Source organism: Bacillus sp. JCM 19034 (genome assembly GCF_001310635.1).
Classification (GTDB): Bacteria; Bacillota; Bacilli; order Bacillales; family Bacillaceae_D; genus Halalkalibacter.
The window spans coordinates 110402-132770 of sequence record NZ_BAXR01000005.1 but is presented as its reverse complement, the minus strand read 5'-3'; the positions used below and the strand labels follow the sequence as shown (position 1 = coordinate 132770).

Annotated in this window: 16 protein-coding genes and 7 pseudogenes; 17 read left to right on the top strand and 6 right to left on the bottom strand. The window is 38.8% G+C overall.

Translation table 11 applies throughout. The features are described from left to right. Positions 1-173: 173 nt before the first annotated feature. From JCM19034_RS10355 to JCM19034_RS10315, 11 genes are all read left to right on the top strand, one after another. Positions 174-386: a DUF624 domain-containing protein gene (locus tag JCM19034_RS10355; RefSeq protein ID WP_062049501.1), complete on the top strand. Its 213-nt coding sequence runs from the start codon at positions 174-176 to the stop codon at positions 384-386. A gap of 17 nt (positions 387-403) precedes the next feature. Next, a complete protein-coding gene (locus JCM19034_RS10350) occupies positions 404-775 on the top strand; it encodes a hypothetical protein (protein ID WP_156323950.1) in 372 nt (123 codons plus the stop codon). A gap of 337 nt (positions 776-1112) precedes the next feature. Continuing rightward, on the top strand, positions 1113-2453 hold the full coding sequence (locus tag JCM19034_RS10345) for a cytochrome ubiquinol oxidase subunit I (protein WP_370621882.1): 1341 nt from the start codon (positions 1113-1115) through the stop codon (positions 2451-2453). Next, the gene (locus tag JCM19034_RS10340; RefSeq protein ID WP_062049493.1) at positions 2450-3466 is read left to right on the top strand and encodes a cytochrome d ubiquinol oxidase subunit II; all 1017 of its coding nucleotides are present in this window, start codon (positions 2450-2452) and stop codon (positions 3464-3466) included. The genes JCM19034_RS10345 and JCM19034_RS10340 overlap by 4 nt, the downstream gene beginning before the upstream one ends. Before the next feature lie 119 nt (positions 3467-3585). Next, entirely contained in the window at positions 3586-5310 is a 1725-nt protein-coding gene (cydD, locus tag JCM19034_RS10335; protein WP_062049490.1) for a thiol reductant ABC exporter subunit CydD, read from the top strand. Then, positions 5303-5569: a hypothetical protein gene (locus JCM19034_RS24855; protein WP_370621881.1), complete on the top strand. Its 267-nt coding sequence runs from the start codon at positions 5303-5305 to the stop codon at positions 5567-5569. Before cydD ends, JCM19034_RS24855 begins: the two co-directional genes overlap by 8 nt. Then, entirely contained in the window at positions 5559-6986 is a 1428-nt protein-coding gene (locus JCM19034_RS10330) for an amino acid ABC transporter ATP-binding/permease protein (protein WP_370621880.1), read from the top strand. The genes JCM19034_RS24855 and JCM19034_RS10330 overlap by 11 nt, the downstream gene beginning before the upstream one ends. A 250-nt stretch (positions 6987-7236) precedes the next feature. Continuing rightward, positions 7237-7986: a molybdate ABC transporter substrate-binding protein gene (gene modA / locus JCM19034_RS10325; RefSeq protein WP_062049488.1), complete on the top strand. Its 750-nt coding sequence runs from the start codon at positions 7237-7239 to the stop codon at positions 7984-7986. Beyond that, positions 7983-8477, top strand: a complete 495-nt coding sequence (locus JCM19034_RS10320) for a molybdenum ABC transporter permease (RefSeq protein WP_231686906.1) — start codon at positions 7983-7985, stop codon at positions 8475-8477. The genes modA and JCM19034_RS10320 overlap by 4 nt, the downstream gene beginning before the upstream one ends. After that, positions 8477-8647 carry a hypothetical protein gene (locus JCM19034_RS23120; protein ID WP_231686905.1) on the top strand — a complete coding sequence of 57 codons (171 nt, stop codon included), beginning with the start codon at positions 8477-8479 and terminating at the stop codon, positions 8645-8647. The genes JCM19034_RS10320 and JCM19034_RS23120 overlap by 1 nt, the downstream gene beginning before the upstream one ends. Continuing rightward, positions 8644-9309, top strand: coding sequence for an oxidoreductase (locus tag JCM19034_RS10315; protein WP_062049486.1), 666 nt, complete (start codon positions 8644-8646; stop codon positions 9307-9309). The genes JCM19034_RS23120 and JCM19034_RS10315 overlap by 4 nt, the downstream gene beginning before the upstream one ends. 66 nt (positions 9310-9375) lie before the next feature. Here JCM19034_RS10315 and JCM19034_RS10310 read toward each other — a convergent pair. Beyond that, positions 9376-11035 (bottom strand): annotated as a pseudogene (locus JCM19034_RS10310) (glutamine--tRNA ligase/YqeY domain fusion protein). A 118-nt stretch (positions 11036-11153) separates the two neighbouring features. Further along, positions 11154-11987: an AraC family transcriptional regulator gene (locus tag JCM19034_RS10305; protein ID WP_062049485.1), complete on the bottom strand. Its 834-nt coding sequence runs from the start codon at positions 11985-11987 to the stop codon at positions 11154-11156. Between the two features lie 424 nt (positions 11988-12411). Between JCM19034_RS10305 and JCM19034_RS10300 the strand changes: the two are divergent. Beyond that, a pseudogene (locus JCM19034_RS10300) lies at positions 12412-13409 on the top strand (Gfo/Idh/MocA family protein). 12 nt (positions 13410-13421) lie between these two features. After that, positions 13422-14351 (top strand): annotated as a pseudogene (locus JCM19034_RS10295) (aldo/keto reductase). Positions 14352-14413: 62 nt separating this feature from the next. On the opposite strand, the pseudogene JCM19034_RS10290 reads toward JCM19034_RS10295, so the two are convergent. The 4 genes and pseudogenes from JCM19034_RS10290 to JCM19034_RS10275 all read right to left on the bottom strand — a co-directional run bounded on the left by JCM19034_RS10290 (position 14414) and on the right by JCM19034_RS10275 (position 18523). Next, positions 14414-15525, bottom strand: a pseudogene (locus tag JCM19034_RS10290) (Gfo/Idh/MocA family protein). An 18-nt stretch (positions 15526-15543) separates the two neighbouring features. Beyond that, positions 15544-16271 (bottom strand): annotated as a pseudogene (locus tag JCM19034_RS10285) (ThuA domain-containing protein). A 15-nt stretch (positions 16272-16286) separates the two neighbouring features. Further along, a pseudogene (locus JCM19034_RS10280) lies at positions 16287-17446 on the bottom strand (Gfo/Idh/MocA family protein). Positions 17447-17458: 12 nt separating this feature from the next. Further along, the gene (locus JCM19034_RS10275; protein WP_062049483.1) at positions 17459-18523 is read right to left on the bottom strand and encodes a LacI family DNA-binding transcriptional regulator; all 1065 of its coding nucleotides are present in this window, start codon (positions 18521-18523) and stop codon (positions 17459-17461) included. Positions 18524-18638: 115 nt separating this feature from the next. On the opposite strand from JCM19034_RS10275, the gene JCM19034_RS10270 reads away from it, so the two are divergent. From JCM19034_RS10270 to JCM19034_RS24065, 4 genes and pseudogenes are all read left to right on the top strand, one after another. Further along, positions 18639-19082, top strand: coding sequence for a DinB family protein (locus JCM19034_RS10270; RefSeq protein WP_231686904.1), 444 nt, complete (start codon positions 18639-18641; stop codon positions 19080-19082). Between the two features lie 256 nt (positions 19083-19338). Next, positions 19339-20345, top strand: a pseudogene (locus JCM19034_RS10265) (substrate-binding domain-containing protein). Positions 20346-20355: 10 nt separating this feature from the next. Continuing rightward, complete coding sequence (locus JCM19034_RS10260) at positions 20356-22167, top strand: sensor histidine kinase (RefSeq protein WP_062049479.1); 1812 nt, start codon at positions 20356-20358, stop codon at positions 22165-22167. Between the two features lie 73 nt (positions 22168-22240). Beyond that, the gene (locus JCM19034_RS24065; protein ID WP_269431687.1) at positions 22241-22369 is read left to right on the top strand and encodes a hypothetical protein; all 129 of its coding nucleotides are present in this window, start codon (positions 22241-22243) and stop codon (positions 22367-22369) included.

The following is a 22369-nucleotide window of genomic DNA, read 5'->3' as shown; positions in this document are numbered from 1 at the left end:
GGTCCAATACAGGAGTATATTCCTCATTTACGTTAATGCTACAAATGCAAATGGAGATGACATCTGTCAATCTAGTAGAGGGAACGATTACTGCTTCTTAATCAAAATGCTGATAGTAGATTAATATATAAGGTCATGCTACTGTTGACATAAAGGAAATAGGGAGTATCGACATGAATCGAATTATTGTATTTACAGAATGGTTGTATGAGCTGTTAAAGCTACACTTTTTTTGGATCTTGTATGTGTTACGTGGGTTTATTGTAATTGGATTATTTCCTGCAACGGCAGCGGTATATGGGGTTATCCGCCAATGGCTAATAAAGGCTGAACCTGAAGATATAAAAAACTATACAAGCGCTTGTATAAGGAGAATTTTAGAATAGCCAATATACTTGGATGGTTGTTTACTGTTGTCTCGGTGATCATTTTCTTCAATTTCCTCTTTATACCTAATTATCCAGATGCGTTAAGAGTCGTTATGTATGCGATTGTGATCTTTTTAGCCATACTTATTCTATTAGCTTGGTTGTATTTATTTCCGGTCATTGTTCATTATCAACTTAATGTTAGAGACTATATACGAGTCATCTTAAGGGTTGCTGTTGAGTCTGTTCCCTCCATTCTCGTCCAACTAATGATACTAGCAATCTATGCGGGAATTGTGAATTATTTACCTGCATTACTAGTTTTATTGGGTGTTACTCCATTTGCGATTGCACAAATGGCGATAAGCTATAATATGTTAAACAGAATTGAGAGAAAGGAAAAGTAATGATAGTGAAAATCTTGTAAGATATTTAGTTCAAAAACTAGGCATGTTAACGGGCAATGAGTTAACATGTCTTTTTAGGTGAGAATTGAAATAAAACTAAGAGCAAAATTGGACCATTGTGAAGGAGATAAAAGTCTTTTTGTAAACCGGAGCCATACCCTTTAGATATATTCACTCTTCCTTTATATCCACTTTGTGTACAACGTCTGTCATAAATTCATCACTCCTTTGTAACAAAATTGTTTAATTTGTGATGTATTTCACATAGATTTTTATTATACAATGAATGTACCTTCTGCTTATGAAAATAAGAAAATGAGGGCAAGGAGGAGAGATGATGGAATCAGTTGAATTTAGCCGCTATTTAACGATGCTGACACTATCGGTCCATGTCATTTATGCGACTCTTGGTGTCGGTGTTCCGATTATGATATTGATTGCTCACTGGCTCGGTTTAAAAAGAGACGATGAGCATTATTTGCTTATGGCCAAAAGATGGGCTAGGGGTTATGTCATTACCGTTGCTGTCGGTGTTGTAACAGGGACAGCGATTGCCCTTCAGTTAGCACTATTATGGCCTCGTTTTATGGAGTTTGCTGGTCAGCTTGTGGCCTTACCGTTATTTATGGAAACATTTGCTTTCTTCTTTGAAGCTATTTTCTTAGGGATTTATTTATATACGTGGGATCGATTCAAAAACCCATTCAAACATTTCCTCCTTTTAATTCCTGTATTAATTGGGGGTGCTATGTCGGCGTTATTTATTACGTCAGTCAATGCATTTATGAATACACCGCAAGGGTTTGCCTTAGTGGATGGTCAGTTAACGAATATTCAACCACTTTTGGCCATGTTTAACCCAGCAATGCCGACAAAGGTTGCACACGTGTTAACATCTGCATATATGACAACAGCATTTGTGCTCGCATCAATTGCTGCTTACCATTTGTTAAAGGGAAATCGCCATGAGTATCATCGCAAAGGGCTTGCATTAACGATGAAAGTGGCATTAATTTTTGCAATTGCAACTGCTGTCGTTGGGGACTTATCTGGTAAATTCCTCGCAGAATATCAGCCCGAAAAATTAGCTGCTGCTGAATGGCATTTTGAAACAGAAGGAGAAGCCCCACTCGTGCTTTATGGTGTGCTGACAGAAACAAATGAAGTGAAGTATGCGATTCGAATTCCAAATGCATTAAGTTTTTTAGTTCATAGCAATTTCACTGGGGAAGTAATAGGACTTGATCAATTCCCTGAGGAATATCATCCGCCATATTTTATTCATTATTTCTTTGATGTAATGGTCACGCTTGGGATCTTCCTGCCAACTCTAGCTCTTTTCTATATGTTCGGTCTATATCGAAATTGGCGATTAATTAAAGGACGACTGTTCCGCTGCCTGCTAGTTGCATCAGGACCACTTGCGATAATCGCTATTCAAGCGGGCTGGTGGTTTGCTGAAATGGGACGTCAACCATGGATCATGCGTGGATATATGACAACTGCTGAGGGAGCGACAGATTCTCCTTACGTATGGGCGATATTTATCGCCTTTGCTATTCTGTACTTTATTTTAGTCGTCGGAACTGGTGTTGTATTGAGGAGAATGTTCAAAAACAATCCTGTTGAAAAGGAGCTAGAAAAACAGGGTATTGCTAAAGGGAGTGTTGCGAAATGACCGTTGAACTTATCGGGATTTCGGTGTTGTGGCTGTTCCTGTTTGGTTATGTCATTATTGCCTCCATTGATTTTGGAGCAGGATTTTTCAATGCGTTTACGATTCTAACTAAAAAGAATCATATCGTAAACACGGTTATTCAGCGTTATTTATCACCTGTCTGGGAAATTACGAATGTTTTTCTAGTGTTTTTCTTTGTCGGTATGATCGGGTTCTTTCCAAGCACTGCTTATTATTTTGGGACGGTTCTGCTCATTCCGATTAGCGTTTCAATTATTTTATTAGCGCTACGTGGGAGCTATTATGCATTTGGAACGTATGGAACAAAGAAAGGTCATGTTGGCTATACTCTCATGTACGGTGTAACAGGAGTTCTTATTCCCGCATCGTTGGCGACGGCATTGATTGTCTCACAAGGTGGTTTTATTCATACGACTGCAAGCGGTGGGATTGAGCTTGACTATATTGGCTTATTAACGAGTCCATTTGCTTGGTCGATTATTATCCTAAGTCTTGTCAGTGTATTATTTATCTCAGCCAGCTTTCTAGCTTATTATTCATCGGTCGCACAGGATAATGCTGCACTGCAATTATTTAGAAAATATACGTGGGTATGGAGCTTCCCAACGATCGTAACAGCATTAGGAATCATAATTGAAATGAGATGGCATAATCCGTCTCATTATGAAGGATTACTATCACTATGGTGGGTGTTTGCTCTATCGTTCGTCTGCTTTATGATTAGTTTGTGGCTATTAAAGAAAAGATCATATGGCAAATCCTTTATTTTCGTTGTCTTACAGTTTGCGTTAGCTTTCTACGCGTACGGAGTTTCACGGTACCCGTATTTACTATATCCGGATTTGACGATTCACGATGGTATAACAAATGAGACGATGGCCTATACGTTAATTGCTGTCTTTATTTTAGGCTTGTTATTGTTAATTCCATCGCTTTATTTAGTATTTAAATTGTTTATTATGAATAAACCTTACATTCAAAAAGGGAAATAAGGAGGAACATGAACATGCACGAATTCTTGTTGTTTTATGCACCACTCCTTGTTGCTGGATTTGCGATAATCATCTCCTTTTTTACGGCACATAAAAGTAGCAAATATGAGGATTAGCCGATGAAAACTTTGCAAAAATTAGCGGCTGCAAAAAAGAAGCAATATTACTTGTTATATGCAGTAGCTATTGGGTTTGGAGCAATTGTTATTACTCAGAGCTACTTAATTGTTTCAATTGTCAATGACGTGTTCTTGCGAAATGCAAATGTTGAACACGTCATTGTGTTATTAATCGTGCTATTAGGTGTGTTGCTCATTAGAGCAATGCTATCTTATTGGAGCAATTACTTAGGTTCTAGTATTGCTGCAGACGTAAAAGGAGATATACGTAACCGTTTATTAAAGACTTATGCAAACGAAACGTTACTAGCATCAAATCAAGGACAATCAGGTGCAAAAGTGAGTGTTATGCTTGATACGGTGGACGAATTGGACAGCTTTTTTAGTAAATATGTACCACAACGAATTGTAACGACTATTGCACCAGTAATGATTCTCGTTGCCATTTTTAGTCAGCATCTCTATTCGGGGCTAATTCTCCTAATTACGGCACCATTCATCCCGATATTTATGGCGATTATTGGTCACATGACACAACGGAAATCAGAAGAAAAGCTCGAGAGCATGAAGGCTTTTTCTGGTCGATTTCTTGATACGTTACAAGGTCTTGAAACGTTGAAGGTATATGGTAAATCAACGCAATATAAAGAATTGATACGGCAAAGCAGCATGCGGTTTCGTGATACGACGATGGAGATCTTAAAGGTTGCGTTTACGTCATCGTTAATGCTTGAATTTATTTCAATGCTAAGTATTGGACTTGTTGCATTAGAATTAGGTCTGCGTTTAGTTGTGTTTCAGCAAATAGATTTCTTTACAGCCTTCTTTATTTTGCTGCTTGTTCCAGAGTTTTATAATTTATTGAAAGAGTTAGGTAGTGCCTTTCATGCTGGTCGAAGCAGTACAGGAGCAGCTGAAAAAATAGAAGAAGAATTTCAAAAGGAAGAAAAGCGAGCCGAATGGGGAGATTACTCGTTAGCTGATTCAAATTGTTCCATTTCGCTAAGAAATATTCACTTCAAATATTGCTCAGAAGGATTTGAAGTCAAAGGGGTAAACGTTACTTTTCCAAAAGAAGGCCAGATCGCGATCGTCGGAAAAAGTGGTTCAGGTAAAACGACATTGCTTAATATTATCGCTGGGCTGCTTCAACCAACAGAAGGAGCGGTGTTTGTAAACAATCGGCCGTTACCAGCGTATAAGGAGAACGAGTGGTTTGGTCGAATTAGTTATGTGACGCAGCATCCTTATTTCTTTGCTGGTACGATAGCTGAAAATATAACGATGGGAAAAGAGACGACAACAGAAAGTTTATACAAGGCAGCTGAAAAGGCTGGAATTGTTGAGTTCATCCAATCGTTGCCAAATAGGTTTCAAACGGTGATCGGAGAAGGTGGCCGCGGGTTATCTGGTGGTGAAAAACAACGCCTTGCTCTCGCTCGAACTTTTATAAAGCAACCAGCGATTGTATTGTTTGATGAACCGACATCAGGGCTCGATTTAGCTACAGAGCGAGTCTTACATGCTTCAATTGAGCAACTTGCTAAGCAAGCCCTCGTTATTACAGTCGCCCATCGTTTACAGACAATTAAACGAGCTGATCAAATTTACTTTATTGACGATGGTGCACTTATTGGTGAGGGAAGTCATGCACAATTAATGACACAGTCACCACGTTATCAGCAAATGTTCTTTGCTGCTATAGGAGGTGAGGAGAATGAGTGAGCTTCTACCAATTATTCGTCTATTGCTGAAGGAAAAAAGGGATGTTCTATTATCTGTTATATGCGGTTTTCTAGCTGGAGTTACTGCAGTTGGACTATTTGCAGCGAATGGTTATTTAATTTCACAAGCAGCTTTGGAGCCGCCAATGTATGTGCTCATTGCAATGGTAGCCATCGTTAAGATCGGCAGTTTCATCAGGCTATCAGCGTTATGGCGAGCGGTACTATTCTCATCGGGCGACATTTACAATGTTAAGTGAGCTGCGGGTCTATTTTTATGACAAAGTTGAAAAGGTTGGTGCGTCATTATTTCAACGTTACCGAAGTGGTGATTTATTAGCCAGAATTGTAGGTGATGTGGAAAGCTTACAACATTTCTTTTTGCGAGTACTTTATCCTCCCATTATTATGCTGCTCGTCTTTTTAAGTACGATCTTTTTTGTTTCCTTTTCTTCTATTTATATTGCCATTTGCTTATTATGCGGATTGTTGTTAACAGGCTTTGTTATCCCTGCTTGGTTTGCTAAGAGACAACGTAAGATAAGCAGTCAGGTTCGAATGGAACGCTCACGATACTCAACTGAAGTAACAGAGTGGTTTTATGGCTTACGTGAGTTGAAAATTCATCAACAGCTTGAAGGGAAAAAAAGGAGATTAAGCAAACTTGCTAATGAATATATAACGGAACAAAAGAAAGAGGGCTTACAATCTGCCTATAATCAAGCTTGGAACATTGCGATCTCTCATTTGATTTCATGGCTAGTGCTTGTCGTTGGTGTATTGTTAGTAACGGGTGGACAGTTAGATGGTGTTTTACTAGCAATGCTTGTAATGGTAAGCTTTATCGTCTTTGAACAATCAGTACCGATGGCGATCTTTCCGATTCATTATGAAGAAAGTGAACAAGCTGCCAAGAGATTAGAGGATGTGTCAGTGAGTCAAGAAGGACAGCATAGTGATCAAGCTGATGAACCTGAAGGTGATTGGGGTGCTCCGTCATTGATGTTCCGTGATGTATCTTTCGGGTTTGCTGGCGAATTTCGAAAAACGTTAAAGAACGTGACAATTGAGTTTCCAGCTCAGTCAAAAACGGCGATTGTTGGTCCTAGTGGATCAGGGAAATCAACGCTTCTGCACTTACTATTAAAATCATATACGGCAGAGGATGTATTCATTAATGGTCTGCCGATAAACGAGATTAAGCAGGAAACCGTTTGGAAACAGGCAAATGTTGTGTTTCAAAACAGTCAATTTTTTTATGGAACAATAAAAGAAAATTTGCTTCTACAAGGTGATGACTGGTCGAATGAACAGTTGGAGCAGCTCTTAAAGGATGTTCATTTAACGTCTTTTTCTTTGGATGATCATGTTATGGAAAATGGGCGGAATTTATCAGGTGGGGAAAAACAACGGCTAGCACTTGCTCGTGCAAAGGCTAAAGGTGGCCGTTTATGGTTGCTTGATGAACCGACCTCCTCATTAGATCTTGAGACCGAGCAAAAGCTATATGATTGGCTATTCGAACAAGCGAAGCAAGATACGTTCATTCTAGTTAGTCATCGATTATCAGGGCTTGATAAAATGGACCAAATTGTCGTGATGGATCAAGGACAGGTTGTTGAGATTGGTACGTACGGAGAACTGATTAAAAAAAAAGGGGTACTTTTATCAGCTTAAAGAAATTGAACAAAGTGTGTTGAAAGAATAGAAGGTCTAACAGTTTGCAAGTGTGTAGTCTATCTTACTTCTTAGTTTGAAGTGAGATAGACTTTTTTATTTTATAGAAGTTAAGATGTCCTATAGTAGGAGAGTGAAACAGGGAGCAGCTTAGTTGGTTTTACCATTACAACAATTAATTTGACTTGCTCTTATAGAGTGACGGCTATGGTATAATAACGATGTATTTTGAGAAGAGAGGGTAAGGATTGTGAGACGATTTATAGTATTAGTAGGTTTGCTTTTCCTCAGTGGGTGTATGAACAATGCAAATGAGGAGGAGAAAACAATATACATTGCAGCAGCAGCGGATTTGTATCATGCTTTTACAGAGATTGGAGATGAATTTACTGAGCAAACGGGGACGAAGGTCGAATATACGTTTGGAGCGACTGGACTGTTAACCCAACAGATTCAACAAGGGGCTCCTTTTGATCTTTTTGCAGCTGCTCATGAATCATTTATTGATCGCTTAGTTGAAAGTGGCGATGTTCTAGCTGATACGAAAGTAAATTATGCCGTTGGTCGAATTGTTTTGATGGGGCGTTCAGGTTTAGATAGATTAGATGAATATGCTCTGCTTGGTGACGAAGTTCAATCAATCGTGATTGCAAATCCAGAGCATGCTCCTTACGGCAAAGCTGCCCAAGAAACATTACAGTCGTGGGAGCTTTGGGATCAAGTTAAGGAGAAAATTATTTACGCTGAAAATATTAGGCAAGCGTTTCAATATGTTGAGTCGGGAAATGTTGATGTCGGCTTTATAGCGTTGGCACATACGCTCGATACGGATTTGTCCTATCAGTTGATCGATCAAGCTGATTATGAACCGATCATACAAGCATTGGCAATCGTTTCTGATACAGAGAACTATGAAGCAAGTGAACAGTTTATCCAATTCTTAGTCAGTGATCGTGGCTTAGAATTATTAAGCAAATATGGGTTTGAACAGCCGTCATGAATACGATGATCACACCGTTATTGTTGTCTTTAAAAATCGCTACGATCGCAACGTTTATTGCCTTTTTATTAGGAATTCTTTTATCCTGGTGGTTTGCTTATCGGAAAAATAAATGGACTGAATTGCTTTCGATCGTCATCACGATCCCGCTAGTGATTCCGCCGACTGTACTAGGTTATTATTTATTAGTCATTTTAGGGAGAAATAGTGTAATTGGGCAAGTGTTTGAACAGCTATTTGGTCAACCGATTGTTTTTACATGGAAGGCTGCTGTCATTGCAGCGGCGATCTCAGCATTACCACTATTAATTAGACCGATTCAAGCTTCTTTTGAAGGGGTTAGTCGGGATATGCGTGGAGCTGCTCAATTGGATGGTGCGAATCGGCTACAGCTGTTTTGGTATCTAATATTGCCACTATCGTATCGGGGTGTATTAGCAGGAGTTGTATTAGCTTCGCCCGAGCAATGGGGGAATTTGGTGCGACACTAATGGTTGCAGGGAACATTCCAGGACAAACACAAACGTTATCAATAGCAATCTATGATGCGGTTCAAGCAGATCGAATGAGAGACGTACACCTTATGGTCCTTATACTTACATTAGTAACAATCATCATTTTATATGTGATTCATAAAGGCTTGAATGGGGGGAAGGGATGATGGCTAAAACAGCTTTACTTGTTGGGGCGACGGGTTTAGTCGGTCAGGAGCTGCTAAAGTTGTTATTAAAAAGGACTTACTACGATAAGGTTGTCGTAATTGTTCGTAGGACTTTGGGAATAACAGATGAGAAGCTGACAGAAATCGTTATTGATTTTGACAAGCTTGATGAATCTGTCATTGATTTTCACGTTGATGATGTGTTTAGTTGCTTAGGAACAACGATTAAGAAGGCACAATCAAAAGAGGTAATGTATCGAATTGATGTAACGTATCCTTTACAAATTGCTAAGCTGTCACGTAAGGCAGGTGCGAAGCGATTTCTCTTTGTTAGTGCAATGAGTGCAAATGCTAACTCTTCCATTTTCTATTCTAAAATAAAAGGTGAGCTTGAAGATGAGGTGAGTAAAATCAATTATGATTATATTGCCATCTTCAGGCCTTCTTTATTGCTTGGGAAACGGTCAGAATTTCGTTTAGGTGAAAAGACAGCTGAAGTCTTGTTTCGGGCATTATCGTTTCTTTTCATTGGTCCGCTTAGAAAGGTGAAAGGAATTGAGGCGAAAAGTGTTGCTTTTGCGATGGATCAAGCCGCACAAAAGGAAGATACGGGTTTAGTCATTTATCCTAATGATAAAATTGAACAGTTGGTAAATAAGTAGAAGTGCCTCTTTACTAATGAGAGGCACTTCATTTCGTTTTTAGAATGACGTAATTCCGAAAAAAGATTAAAGTTTAAATGAGCTTTTTAGCGAGACGATGAGATTGAACACAGGCTTCTCTTTTGTACTATCCTTTGGATCAACATTGAAGTAGCCATGTCTGAAAAATTGAAACTTTTCTTGTACTTGAACCTCTTTCATGTTCGGTTCAACGAAGCCTTGAAGTACTTGTATAGAGTTCGGATTGATTTGTTCAATGAAATCCTTATCCTCACCATGATCATCATCTGATTGATCCTTTACAAGTAGTGGCTCATAAAGGCGGAATTCTGCCGGGATTGCTTGTGAAGCTTCCACCCAATGAAGCGTACCTTTTACTTTTCGGCCTGTAAACCCACTACCACTTTTTCGTTTCAGGGTCGTACGTACAATGAATTTCAATAACATTTCCTTCATCGTCTTTAATAACGTCCTCACATTTTATGAAATAAGCATGCTTAAGCCGAACTTCATTTCCAGGAAAAAGACGAAAATACTTTTTCGGAGGATTTTCCATGAAATCCTCTTGTTCAATATAAATTTCACGTGAAAAAGGAATTTGGCGTATACCCATTTCTGGGTTTTCAGGATTAATTTCCGCATCAAGCATTTCTACCTGTCCCTCTGGGTAGTTCGTAATGACAATTTTCAGTGGACGAATAATGCCCATTGTCCGTGGTGCTTTTAATTTTAAATCTTCACGAACGAAATAGTCCAACATTTGGGAATCCACTTCACCTGAGCCTTTTGAAACGCCGGTTTCTTTTACAAATGCACGAATCGCTTCAGGTGTATAGCCTCGCCGTCTTAAACCAGATATTGTTGGCATTCGTGGATCATCCCAGCCGTCAACGATTTTCTCATCAACAAGTCGCTTTAGTTTTCGCTTACTCATTACGGTATTCGTAATATTCAAACGTCCGAATTCTGTTTGCTCTGGGACGTGTTCCATCTCACATTCAGCGACCACCCAATTGTATAGTGGGCGTTGATCCTCAAACTCTGTCGTACATAAAGAATGCGTAACCCCTTCAATCGCATCCTCTAATGGATGAGCGAATGCGTACATCGGGTAAATACACCATTTATCGCCAGTATTATGATGTGATGCGTGGGCGATACGATAAATGACCGGATCACGCATGTTAATGTTCGGTGAACTCATGTCAATTTTGGCACGAAGTACTTTCTCGCCGTTAGCAAATTCACCATTACGCATTCGTTCAAACAAGTCAAGATTTTCCTCAATTGAACGATTTCGATAGGGACTATCTTTACCTGGCTCTGTTAATGTCCCACGGTATTGACGAATCTCTTCTTGCGATAGATCGTCAACGTAAGCTTTTCCTTTTTTTATGAGAAGTACGGCACGCTCATACATTTCTTGAAAGTAATCAGATGCGAAAAATAAATCATCCCATTCATAACCGAGCCACTTCACATCTTCTTTAATCGCATTAACATATTCTGTATCCTCTTTGAGCGGGTTTGTATCATCAAAACGAAGGTGAGTTCTCCCGTTGAAATCATCTGCTAATCCAAAATTAATAACGATTGATTTCGCATGTCCAATATGTAAATAGCCGTTTGGTTCTGGAGGGAAACGCGTTACGACACGATCGCGCTTCTTTGTTTCTAAATCTTTTTGTATGATTTGTCGTATGAAATTGGAATTCGTATTCTCCATTTAGTATCCACCCTATCTTATAAGTTCTTTGTGTATCATTTTTCCATACTCTCGGCGTCTAGAGAATATTGTATCATAACTCATTGTGTGAGCAAATGCGGGTTTATTATTCATGATCCTATTGATATATTTGCCGATATTTTGTAGGGGTTATTCCTTCGTGCTCCATGAAACGTTTGTTAAAATAACTAACACTTGAATAACCTGAGAGCTCTGCAATTTCTTTTACGGTCATCTTTTTATTAGCTAGCAATAATTGTTTACTTCGCTGTAATCGGCATAATGTGATGAACGCCATAGGCGTCATTTGCGTCGTCCGTTTAAAGAGACGACAAAAATAATAGTTAGTAACATTTGCTTGTTTTGCCCAATAATCTAAGTCAAATGGTTCGCAAGCTTTTTCTTGCATTCGTGGTAAAAGTCTATCGATACGAATATCCAATTCTACTTTTTTACCTAGCTGTCTGGGTTGTACGTTTGTAATGAACTCCATTAAAAACGCATACGTTGCTGTTGAGATTTGTGATAGCTGTAGGAGACAGTGTCGTTCAGCTGTTTGAAGTAATGTTTCATGAATTGCTTCTAAATGGGCGATTTGTTGGACTTTCCATAGTACATGACGTTGAAATCCTTTTTCAGATAAAAAGCTCTGAAGATGGTCTCCGTAAAAATGTACCCATCGAATATCCCATGGGTCATCTTCACTACTATAGTAGCATTGCTGTTGCATAGGAAAATATAAAAAAGCATCTCCTCTTTTTACGAAGAAGCACTCGTTATCAATTTCAACATAACCGGAACCAGAGAGAATAAAGTGAATGCTAAAGTTATTTAATGTTGCTACGTCTCTTTTGACAACGTGGTCTGGCTCATCATAATAATGTCCAACTGATTCTGTCAAAATGAGATATTCATATTTTGTTAACGTGGGGAATAGTGCTTGTCGCTGCATTGGATGCCCTCCTATAGTGATAAGTTAAAACCAAGTAACTAGAGGTAATGAAGAGAGTAACTACAGGTTGAGTGATGCTACACAAATGACTGATTGTTCTTCTAAGGTTGGTGGTAGTTACAAGGTAAATCGAAAGAAGAGCACAGGCTTAAAGCACAGTGCTTATAAGAACGATACTATTTATAAGGTATTCTAAAAGATTATACGAAGGAAGAGAAAAGGCCCACTTGTTACGTCTTCATGAAAGAACCTCGCTTGCATGTAGAGCAAACATCGTGTGAAGGATCCGCTCAGTATTTATAAGATAAATGAAATGCGTCTTTCTTAAACAATATTGTTATATGGTAGGTCAATAAGATTATATTTTTATTCTATCTATTATTCTATATAATGACAATATAGTATTATTTTGAGGAGGGAACATATGGAAAAGGTTCGTTGGGGTATTTTAGGATGTGCAGATATTGCAAGGAAATCGGTCATTCCAGGTATTCAGCAATCTGAGACTGGAGAAGTTGTCGCAATTGCTAGTCGTACAAAAGAAAAAGCGGAGGCAATGGCAGACGAATTATCAATTCCTGTAGCGTATGGTAGCTATGAGCAATTATTACGTGACTCTAGTATTGATGCTGTTTACATCCCATTACCGAATCATCTCCATAAAGAGTGGACGATTCGAGCGGCAAGTTCGGGAAAGCATGTTTTATGTGAAAAGCCAGCAGCGTTGAACACAAATGAAATTCTCGAAATGGAAGAAGCTTGTAGAGTAGCACGTGTTGTCTTTGCTGAGGCGTTTATGTATCGTTATCATCCACGTTATGCGATGATACGTGAAGTAATTGATTCGGGGAAAATCGGTGAAGTAAGAGGAATCCATTGTACATTTACATTTAATAATTCAGAGGATTATAACAATGTTCGATATAAGAGAGAATGGGGTGGAGGCTCGCTTTATGATGTAGGTGTTTATCCGATTAGTGTGGCACGTATGGTGTTAGGGAAGGAACCAACAGCAGCAACGACTCATGCATTCTTTTCGGAAAAACATGATGGTGTTGATATGATGGCTTCAGGATTGTTGGAATTTGGTCAAGGAGTTGCCCTTACGTTTGATTGCGGAATGTGGGCAGCATTTCGAAATAGACTTGAAATAGTTGGAACAGACGGGCGAATCGAAGTTCCATCGGCGTTTGTCGTTCATCAAACGGAGGAGGACCACTTTTTGTTATAACAAATGAAGGAAAGTTAGAAGTTGAAGTGCCTAAGTTAAACCAATATATATTACAAGCAGATGCAATAGGAAGAAGGATTCTTGACGGTGAACCACTACCATATCCAGCGACAGATGCTGTTTTAAATATGAAAGTGTTAGATGCATGTTTACAATCAGCAACTGAACGTAAACGCATTGAAATACAATAGTGAGGTGTTCCTATGCAGATGATTCGTATTGAAGGGCTAGAAAAATTAGTTTCCGTTTTAATTCAGGGCTCAGACTATTTTCGACCAAGCAATTACGATCTAGTATGTCAAGTGTTAGATCGATATGTTTCGATCGGTGGAAATACGATTGATACAGCCCACGTTTATTGTGGCGGAGAAAGTGAAATAGCGATTGGACAATGGATGATGGAGCGAGGAAATCGTAATGATATCATTATATTAACGAAGGGGGCTCATCATGATCAGTATGGTCCCCGTGTAAATCGCGAGGCAATTACAAATGATTTGTTTAAAAGCTTAGAACGACTGAAAACGGACTACATTGATTTATATGCATTACACCGTGATGACCCAACTGTTCCTGTTAGTGAAATCGTTGATGTCCTTAATGAGCACATTAAAGCTGGCAGAATAAAAGCGATTGGCGGATCTAATTGGACGTCTGATCGTATTCAAGAGGCGAATGAATATGCCGCATCAAAAGCTGGTTGGCTTTACGTTTAGTAGCCCTAATCTAAGTTTAGCAAAGCCAAATGAACCATTTTGGACTGGGTGTGTTTCAGCAGATAAAGAGGATTGTAGATGGCATGAAAGGCATCAATTGCCACTTCTTTCATGGTCTTCGCAAGCAAGAGGCTTTTTTACAGGCGTTTTACTCCAGAAGATCGTAGCAATAAAGATCTTGTTCGTGTATTTTATAGTGAAGCTAATTGGGAGCGTTTACGTCGAGCTGAAGCGTTAGCGAAAGAAAAAGGGGTCACAGCGATACAAATTGCGTTAGCCTATGTTTTAAATCAACCTTTTCCAACTGCAGCGTTAATTGGTGCTCAAAATGAAACGGAACTGATTTCATGCTTAGAGGGCTCAAAGATTCAGTTAACTGAGGAAGAGATACGTAGGTTAGAGGATGTTCATATATAGCTAGCATAATGAAGGGGGAGTGCCCATGACAAGATGAGGCACTCCTTTTTTAAGCTATTATTCTATGATTTTGAAGTTTCTGCACTGAACAGGAAGCCAGCAGGTAATGATTCTGGTTTTACGCACGTACTTTTCATTAGATAATGTGTTTCGTTTTCAGAAGAAATGTGGAAGCCATGCATAGCTTCTAATACATGATAGCCTAATTCTCCACTTGCTCGATGTATTTTACCTGTTAGTATCGCATTTACCATTTCTACTACACCTACACCACGACTATTTCCATCGTAGTAGTGGCTATGTGGAATTGTTGTAAATTCTTTTTGATCACGCTTCCTTACTTTTACGCTCCGCCAAATTCATTAGGGTCTGGTACGAGCATTGTGCCCTCACTTCCGTATATTTCGATTGGGGGCAAAGTGGACCCGCCAAATGCATCAAAGCTTGTTGTTAACGTTGCAATAGCTCCGTTTGCAAAATCAATCACTCCAGAAAGATGAGTAGGGGTCGAAACCGTTATGTTTGTTCCCGCTTTTGGTTCACTCAAAATCGTTCGTTCTGGGTAACTAATCCGAGCAGACCCTGCTATTTTTTTCATCGGCCCTAAAAGAGCTGTGAGAGCCGTTAAATAATAAGGCCCCATATCAAACATTGGTCCACCGCCAACTTGATAATAAAAATCAGGATCAGGATGCCAATGTTCATGTCCGCGACCAATCATAAAGGCAGAGGCTCCAATTGGTGTGCCAATTTCACCAGATTCAATCACTTGGACAGCTGTTTGGATTCCTGCTCCTAAAAAAGTATCAGGTGCCGAGCCGACGAGAAGACCTTTTTCCTTCGCTTTTTGCATAATAGCAGTTGCTTCCTCAATTGTTACTGCCAATGGTTTTTCCGTGTAGACGTGTTTACCTGCGTTAAGTGCTTTTAAACATACCTCTGCATGTGCTTGTGGAATTGTTAAATTGATAATTAGCTCAATCGACGAATCATTTAAAATTTCATCAACAGAATATGCATTTTTGATCGCAAATTTATTTGCTTGTGCCTGTGCTCTCTCAACGTTTATGTCTGCACAAGCGACAAGCTCGATTTGGCTAAAGGTTCGCAAATTTTTGAAATAAATGGAGCTAATATTACCGCATCCGATAATTCCCACTTTCATCGTGTGCATGATTTCACCTACTGTCTATTATAATTGACTATCTCCCATACCAGTGTACGCTGAACTTTTTCCTTCATTTTTTCCGCTATATAAATTTTTTGCCTTCTGCGGCCCATAGAAAGCCTCTACGCATAATCAGTGATACTTCAGGCATTTCAACTATATTTGCAACATGACCTAATGAACTATAAAACACTCGACCAACACCCCAGCGTTTCGTCCATACGACAGGCATGTCAACGGACTTGTTATAAGAATGAGGTCCTGCTACGACCGGAAAACGAGTCGTTGCCAACACTTCAACAGCAGGGTCGACATGCAAATAGTATTGTTCACTGCATACATCAAAGTCTGAAAGTCCTTCAAGTATTGGCTCGAAGTATTTTTATATTCACAGTATAGTTGACGCCATCATTTCCTGGATGTGCAACCCAATTGCCGCCTGTCATGAATTGCCAATCAACATTTGTTCGAAAGGAATCACACATTCCTCCATGGCAGCCTGCTAAACCGACACCACTTTGAACCGCTTCAGAAATATGCGATACATACGTTCCTTCAATTTGTCCCATCGTCCAATGGGGCACAACTAAATCTAATATTTTTAGTTTCTCACGATCCGCATAGACATCTAATGTATTTGCTACTTCTACATCGAAATTCTCTTCTTCTAAAATTGTTTTAAAAATTCCTGCGACCTGCTCGGGCTCGTGTCCATCCCAGCCACCCCAAACAATTAATGCTTTCTTGTTCATCGTATCACTCCTATTTTAAAGTTCGGCTACTTCAACCCAGCGGCGTTGCGCAATTGAATAGTCAACTGCTTCTAATACTTGCTGGCATTTAACCCCATCCTCAAAGTTAGGAACGGGCTGGCGATCATCTGCGAACGCTTCCATTAATTCGGTTATTGCGTGAATAAACGTATGCTCATAACCAATTGTATGTCCAGCAGGCCACCATACATCCGAATAAGCATGTGCTTCATCCGTTGCAACAACACGGCGGAAACCTTGTACATCATCCGGGTCATCAGCAAAGTAAACTTGAAGCTCATTTAATCGTTCAAAATCAAAGATGACGCTTCCTTTACTTCCGTTAATTTCAAACGAATTTGTACTACGGTGCCCAGTAGCAAATCGTGAAGATTCAAAGCTGCCGAGAGCCCCGTTTGCAAAACGAGCTAAAAATAATGTTGCATCATCAACGGTTACTAGCCTTTAGGTCCATTTTCTTTTCCGCTCGCTGATAAACCTGTCATATCAGAGGGGAGAGGGCGTTCTTTAATAAACGTTTCACTCATCCCGATTACTTCTGTCATATCACCGATTAAGTAATGGGCCATATCGATTAAATGTGCCCCTAAATCACCATGTGCACCAGATCCAGCGATGTCCTTTTGCAGTCGCCAAACGAGCGGGAAATTAGGATCAATAATCCAATCTTGCAGGAACCAAGCACGAAAATGATGGATTTTTCCTAAGCGGCCTTCGTCTATCAACTTTTTTGCTAGCATGACAGCAGGAGTAAAACGGTAGTTAAAGTTCACCATATGTTTTACGTCGGCTTCTTTTACTGCTTGAAGCATGTCACGTGCATCTTCCAATGTAAGCGCTAACGGTTTTTCGCATAAAATATGCTTTCCTGCTTTTGCTGCTGCAATGGCAATTTCTTTATGAGCATCACTCGGTGCATTAATATCAATTAAGTCAATATCGTCACGATTGATTAAATCGCGCCAATCGGTCGTATACTCATCCCAGCCAAATTGTGAGGCCGCATCTGAAACGCTTTGGGGATTTCGACCACAAATGACTTTCATTTCAGGCCGAATATGTTTTGGGAAAAACATCGGAAGGTCACGATAAGCATGGCTATGTGCCTTCCCCATAAATTTGTATCCTACCATTCCGATATTGATAGATTTCATGCTTCTCTCTCCTTATACGTTTTTTATTTGAGTTGAAACACGTTCGATTACTTTAACTGGCAATCGTTTATGAATGGTGTTTGAATGATTGCTAGTAATCATTGTTAAAACAAGCTCAGCAGCTATTCTCCCCATTTCAAAAAACGGGACTTTGACAGAACTAAGCGTAGGTTGAACCATTGTTGTTAGATCAGAGTCATCATAGCCAATTAACGCATAATCGCGTCCAGCCTGATAGCCTAATTCACGTAAGCCTTGCATGAGACCAATTGCCATTCGATCATTTGCTGCAAAAATGGCATCAATATCAGCTAGAACCGGAGCTAGCTTTTTTGCTATGTTTAACCCGCTCGTTCTACTATAATTGCCTATAAAATTTAAATCTTTATTTAATGCAATGCCAGCCTTCTTCAAAGCTTGTTCATAACCAATGGCTCGTTCTTGACTATTAGAATAAATGTCTGGTCCGTTAAGAAAAGCAATGTTCTTATATCCTTTGTTCAATAAAAGCTCAACTGCTTCTTGACTACCTTTAACATGCTCTGCATCAATGGAGTGAAATGGCTCATCGTGAAATGTTTGATTAACAAGACAATAGGGGTATTTATTTTCATGGAGTTTGCTCAACTGTTCTCGTTCAGAAGGAATATCCTTAGAACCAAGTATGATACAGCCATCGACCTTTTGTGAATGGAAAAGCTCTGAATAGTTCCTTTGTTCATCTGGTGACTGAAACAGTAAAAGCAAACCATACTGTTGCTCAGCTAATTGCTTTCCGATCCCACTTAAAATTTCTGAAAAGTAGTATGTTGATAAAATACGAACGCGTGGTAAATATGGTACGATGACACCTATATTTCCGCTTTTTCCTTTTGCAAAGCTTTGTGCTATCGTATTCGGATGGTATTGTAATTCTCTTGCTGCTTGTAGTACTCTCTGTTTTGTTTCATCGCGTAATGGCGTGACGTTGTTAAAAACCCTTGATACAGTAGCTTCTGAAACACCGGCACGTAACGCAACATCTTTTCTTGTTGCTAACGGAATCACCACCTTTGTTAGTAATGTACACGCGTTCATTTTGCTTCTTTTTTATAATTTTGTCAATAGGATATGAGAAAATAGTTTTGATAAAAGGTTAAATCCTTACAGGTTATGCTATGATTTAGTTAATAAGGATGGGGAGTGGTAAATGATGAAACAATTGAAATCGTTTTTAGGAACGGTAAATGAGGTAGAGAAATTAAAAGATCAATCAAGTAATCTCTTAAATCAGCCGATTGCAAATGGAAAATGGTCAACAAAAGAAATCATTGCACATATGTATTATTGGGATTATTTTATCTTACATCAAATGGTTCCAAATATGGTCGATGGTGCGAAATTGACTGCTTTCCCTGATCATAATAAGCATAATGAAGAAGGTCTTGAATTGGTAGGGGACCAATCGATTGAAAGTATTATAAAGTTATTTATTGAAACAAGAGAAAAGCTTGTACGTGAGTTAGATGCATTAGAAGAAGACATACGTTTTACGATCGGAGCGGGGAAAAGGCAATTTTCTATTGAAAGCTTTGTCAAAATATTTGTAAGACATGATGCTCACCATTTAAAGCAAATTCACGAATTAGTAGAGTAACATATAATAAACAGTTTAAACGTGTAGAACTTACAATGACTCATAGAATTCATTCATACCCTAAACACTCTTAGCTATTACTAATCAGCTAAGGGTTTTTTATAAAAGTGAAAGACGCTTTAGCTTGATTTTATAGCAACATTTTTAACGAATCAGTTATAATAGACTGAAAATTATTTGTAAACATATAGTAGGAAAGGGGAAAAGTTTCTTGAAATGAAATAGGGAGTTCATTCTTATGAAAGGGGTTACAAAGGTGAAGAAATTACTGCTCGTCTATGTTGTCCTGATTGGGATTTTTATGATTTATGTTTACCAATTTCATTTTAAAGAACCGACAGCTAACCCATGGGATACACAAGGTTTACAAGGTGATATTCAAGAAACGTATATAATGGTTACGTTTCAATCGGGTATGGATTATTGGAAAAGAAGTTTAAAAGGTTTTGAGGATGCTGCCCAAGCATTGAACGTCTCCGTTGAGTATAGGGGAGCAGCTCAATATGATATACAGGAGCAAATTACCGTATTAGAACAAGCAATTGCTAAAACCCTGCTGGAATCGCACTTTCAGCCATTGACCCATATGAGCTAACAGAAACGATTAATAAAGCAGTTGATACTGGGATTCCGGTGGTCTTATTTGATTCGGGGGCAGCAAATAGTAAAGCACAATCTTTTTTAGGAACAAACAATTATAATGCTGGTGCTACTGCAGCTCATGAACTGGCTAAGCTGTTAGAAGGAAAAGGAGAAGTAGCGGTCATAACATTACCTAATCAATTAAATCACCAGGAGCGCACGAAAGGGTTTCAAGATACAATAAAGGCTGATTATCCAGAAATGGACATCGTTGCAATTAAGGACGGACAAGGTGATAGCCTCTTTTCACGAACAGTCACTCATCAATTAATTAACGATTATCCAACTATTGCTGGTGTTTTTGCAACTGAAGCGAATGGAGGTGTCGGTGTTGGCGATGCGATTCGTTTAGAGAAGAAAATTGGCGATATCGAGATTATTAGCTTTGATACTGACAAAGGGACGCTAGATTTAGTAGATGAAGGAATTATTTCGGCGACGCTCGCCCAAGGAACTTGGAATATGGGGTATTGGTCATTAGTATATTTATTTCACCTCCACCATGATCTTACGGAGCCGCAAATTTTGCAAACGAAAGAAATCGCACCATTGCCGCTCTATGTAGATACTGGGATTACGATTGTGACAGAAGAAAACGTTGACTACTATTATGCAGATTAGGTGAGAAATCATGTTACAAAGGCTGTCTGAACTCAATCACTTACCAATACGCTATAAGCTTGTCATTCATTTTTTGCTCATTAGTATTTTGCCATCCATACTGCTTGGTGTTTTAATTGGTTGGGCTGTAGACCGAATTATTGAACAGCAAGTAAATGATAACACGTTGCAATTAATTGACAAGGTAAATCGTACTGTTGAATCACATATAGAAAATGTGCAAAATATGACTTATTTTATTTCGTTTGACCCGCATATTCAAAGTTTTTTGGATGGAGAATTTCAAATTGAAGATATGAACCCTGATGAAGAATATGGAATATCACAATTTTTGCAAACCTTCACAACGATCCACCCTGAGATAGCAGGGATTTTAGTTGTAAACAGTGAAGGTGAATATTTGAGTAATGAGCTTTATACACGATCAGCTTTTCAGCTAACTCGTGAAAGTTGGTACCGTCAAGCAGTTGAACATAACGGCATTGCCAAAACGATTGGCAGACCAGAGGGGAGACGAATTACATCACATGCTCATTATCGTGAGGATGAAGTTGTAACAGTTGTTCGTGCCATAATGGACCAAGAAACTGGTGAGGAGAAAGGAGTCATCTTAATCGACCTGAAGCTTCGTGTTATTGAAGAAGCTGTTCGTAGTGTTCGTTTAGGTAAATCGGGTTATTTAATGGTCATTGATCTAGACGGTGAGACAATTTATTCGCCTACCCCATTAAGTTTTATTGAGTGTGATATTGAATCAAGCTTTAGTCAAAACTTCGGCATTTTCACTGATTATATACAAAATGAAGAGTATCAATTGATTTATCAAAAATCAACTTTCACGGAATGGATTACAGTTGGTGTCTTTTTGGCAGATCAAGCTGTATCAGAAGTACAACAAATATTATTTTACGTTATATCATTTGTATTTTTCGTATGCTTTGTCGGAATTACTGCATCATATTTTCTATCACATACGATTTCACGTCCTATTAATCAATTAATGCTGGCGATGCAAAAGGCTGAATCAGGCGATTTGACGATTCGTTATGATGGAGAAGGTAAGGATGAAGTTGGACGGTTAGGACGAAGCTTTAATACGATGATCAAACAAATACATAAGCTCCTTTCTTTAACGGAACGTCAAGAACGAAAGAAAAGAGAAGCTGAATTTCATAGTTTACAAGCAAACATCAAGCCCCATTTTCTTTATAATACACTAGATACTATTCAATGGATGGCCAGAAAGAAAAATGCACCAGATGTTGCAGAATTGGTTGGATCACTATCAAAGCTTTTTCGTATAGGCTTAAGTAAAGGTGATACGATTATTCAATTAGAGGATGAAATTGAACATGTAAAAAACTACTTACAAATACAGACAGTACGTTATAAAAATAAGCTTAATTATTCTTTAATGGTGTCGCCAAGCATAAAGAATTTATCTATTTTAAAAATAGTTTTACAGCCAATTGTTGAAAATGCGATTTACCATGGAATAAAAGAACGGAGAGGACCGGGTTTCATCTCGATTAATGCTCAAGTGAAAAATCATATGTTGATCATTGAAATTGCTGATAACGGAAAAGGGATGTGTCAGGAAACGTTAGCCCAATTAAGAGAGAGCCTCCATACCTTTTTAAAATACTCAGATGATGAGAATGAATCGCGATTAAAGAAGGGATATGGAATTGTCAATGTTCACGCTCGACTGCAATTAACGTTCGGTGATCAATATGGAATAGCAATTAACAGTGAATTGAATAAGGGAACCGTTGTAACTATTAATCATCCAGTTCTAGAAAATCACCAAGTTTTAGATTGATAAAAAATTAAATGCATCGAAACCGCTTTTATGTTCTGTGAATTCATATATTTGTATAAAGGGGGGAACCGTTATGAATCGTTGGAAAATGATAATAGCTGATGATGAAATGATTATCCGTGAAGGGATTAGAGATTCGATTGATTTAAATAGAATGGAGTTGGATATAGTGGCAGAGGCAGAAGATGGGAGGAAGCATTAG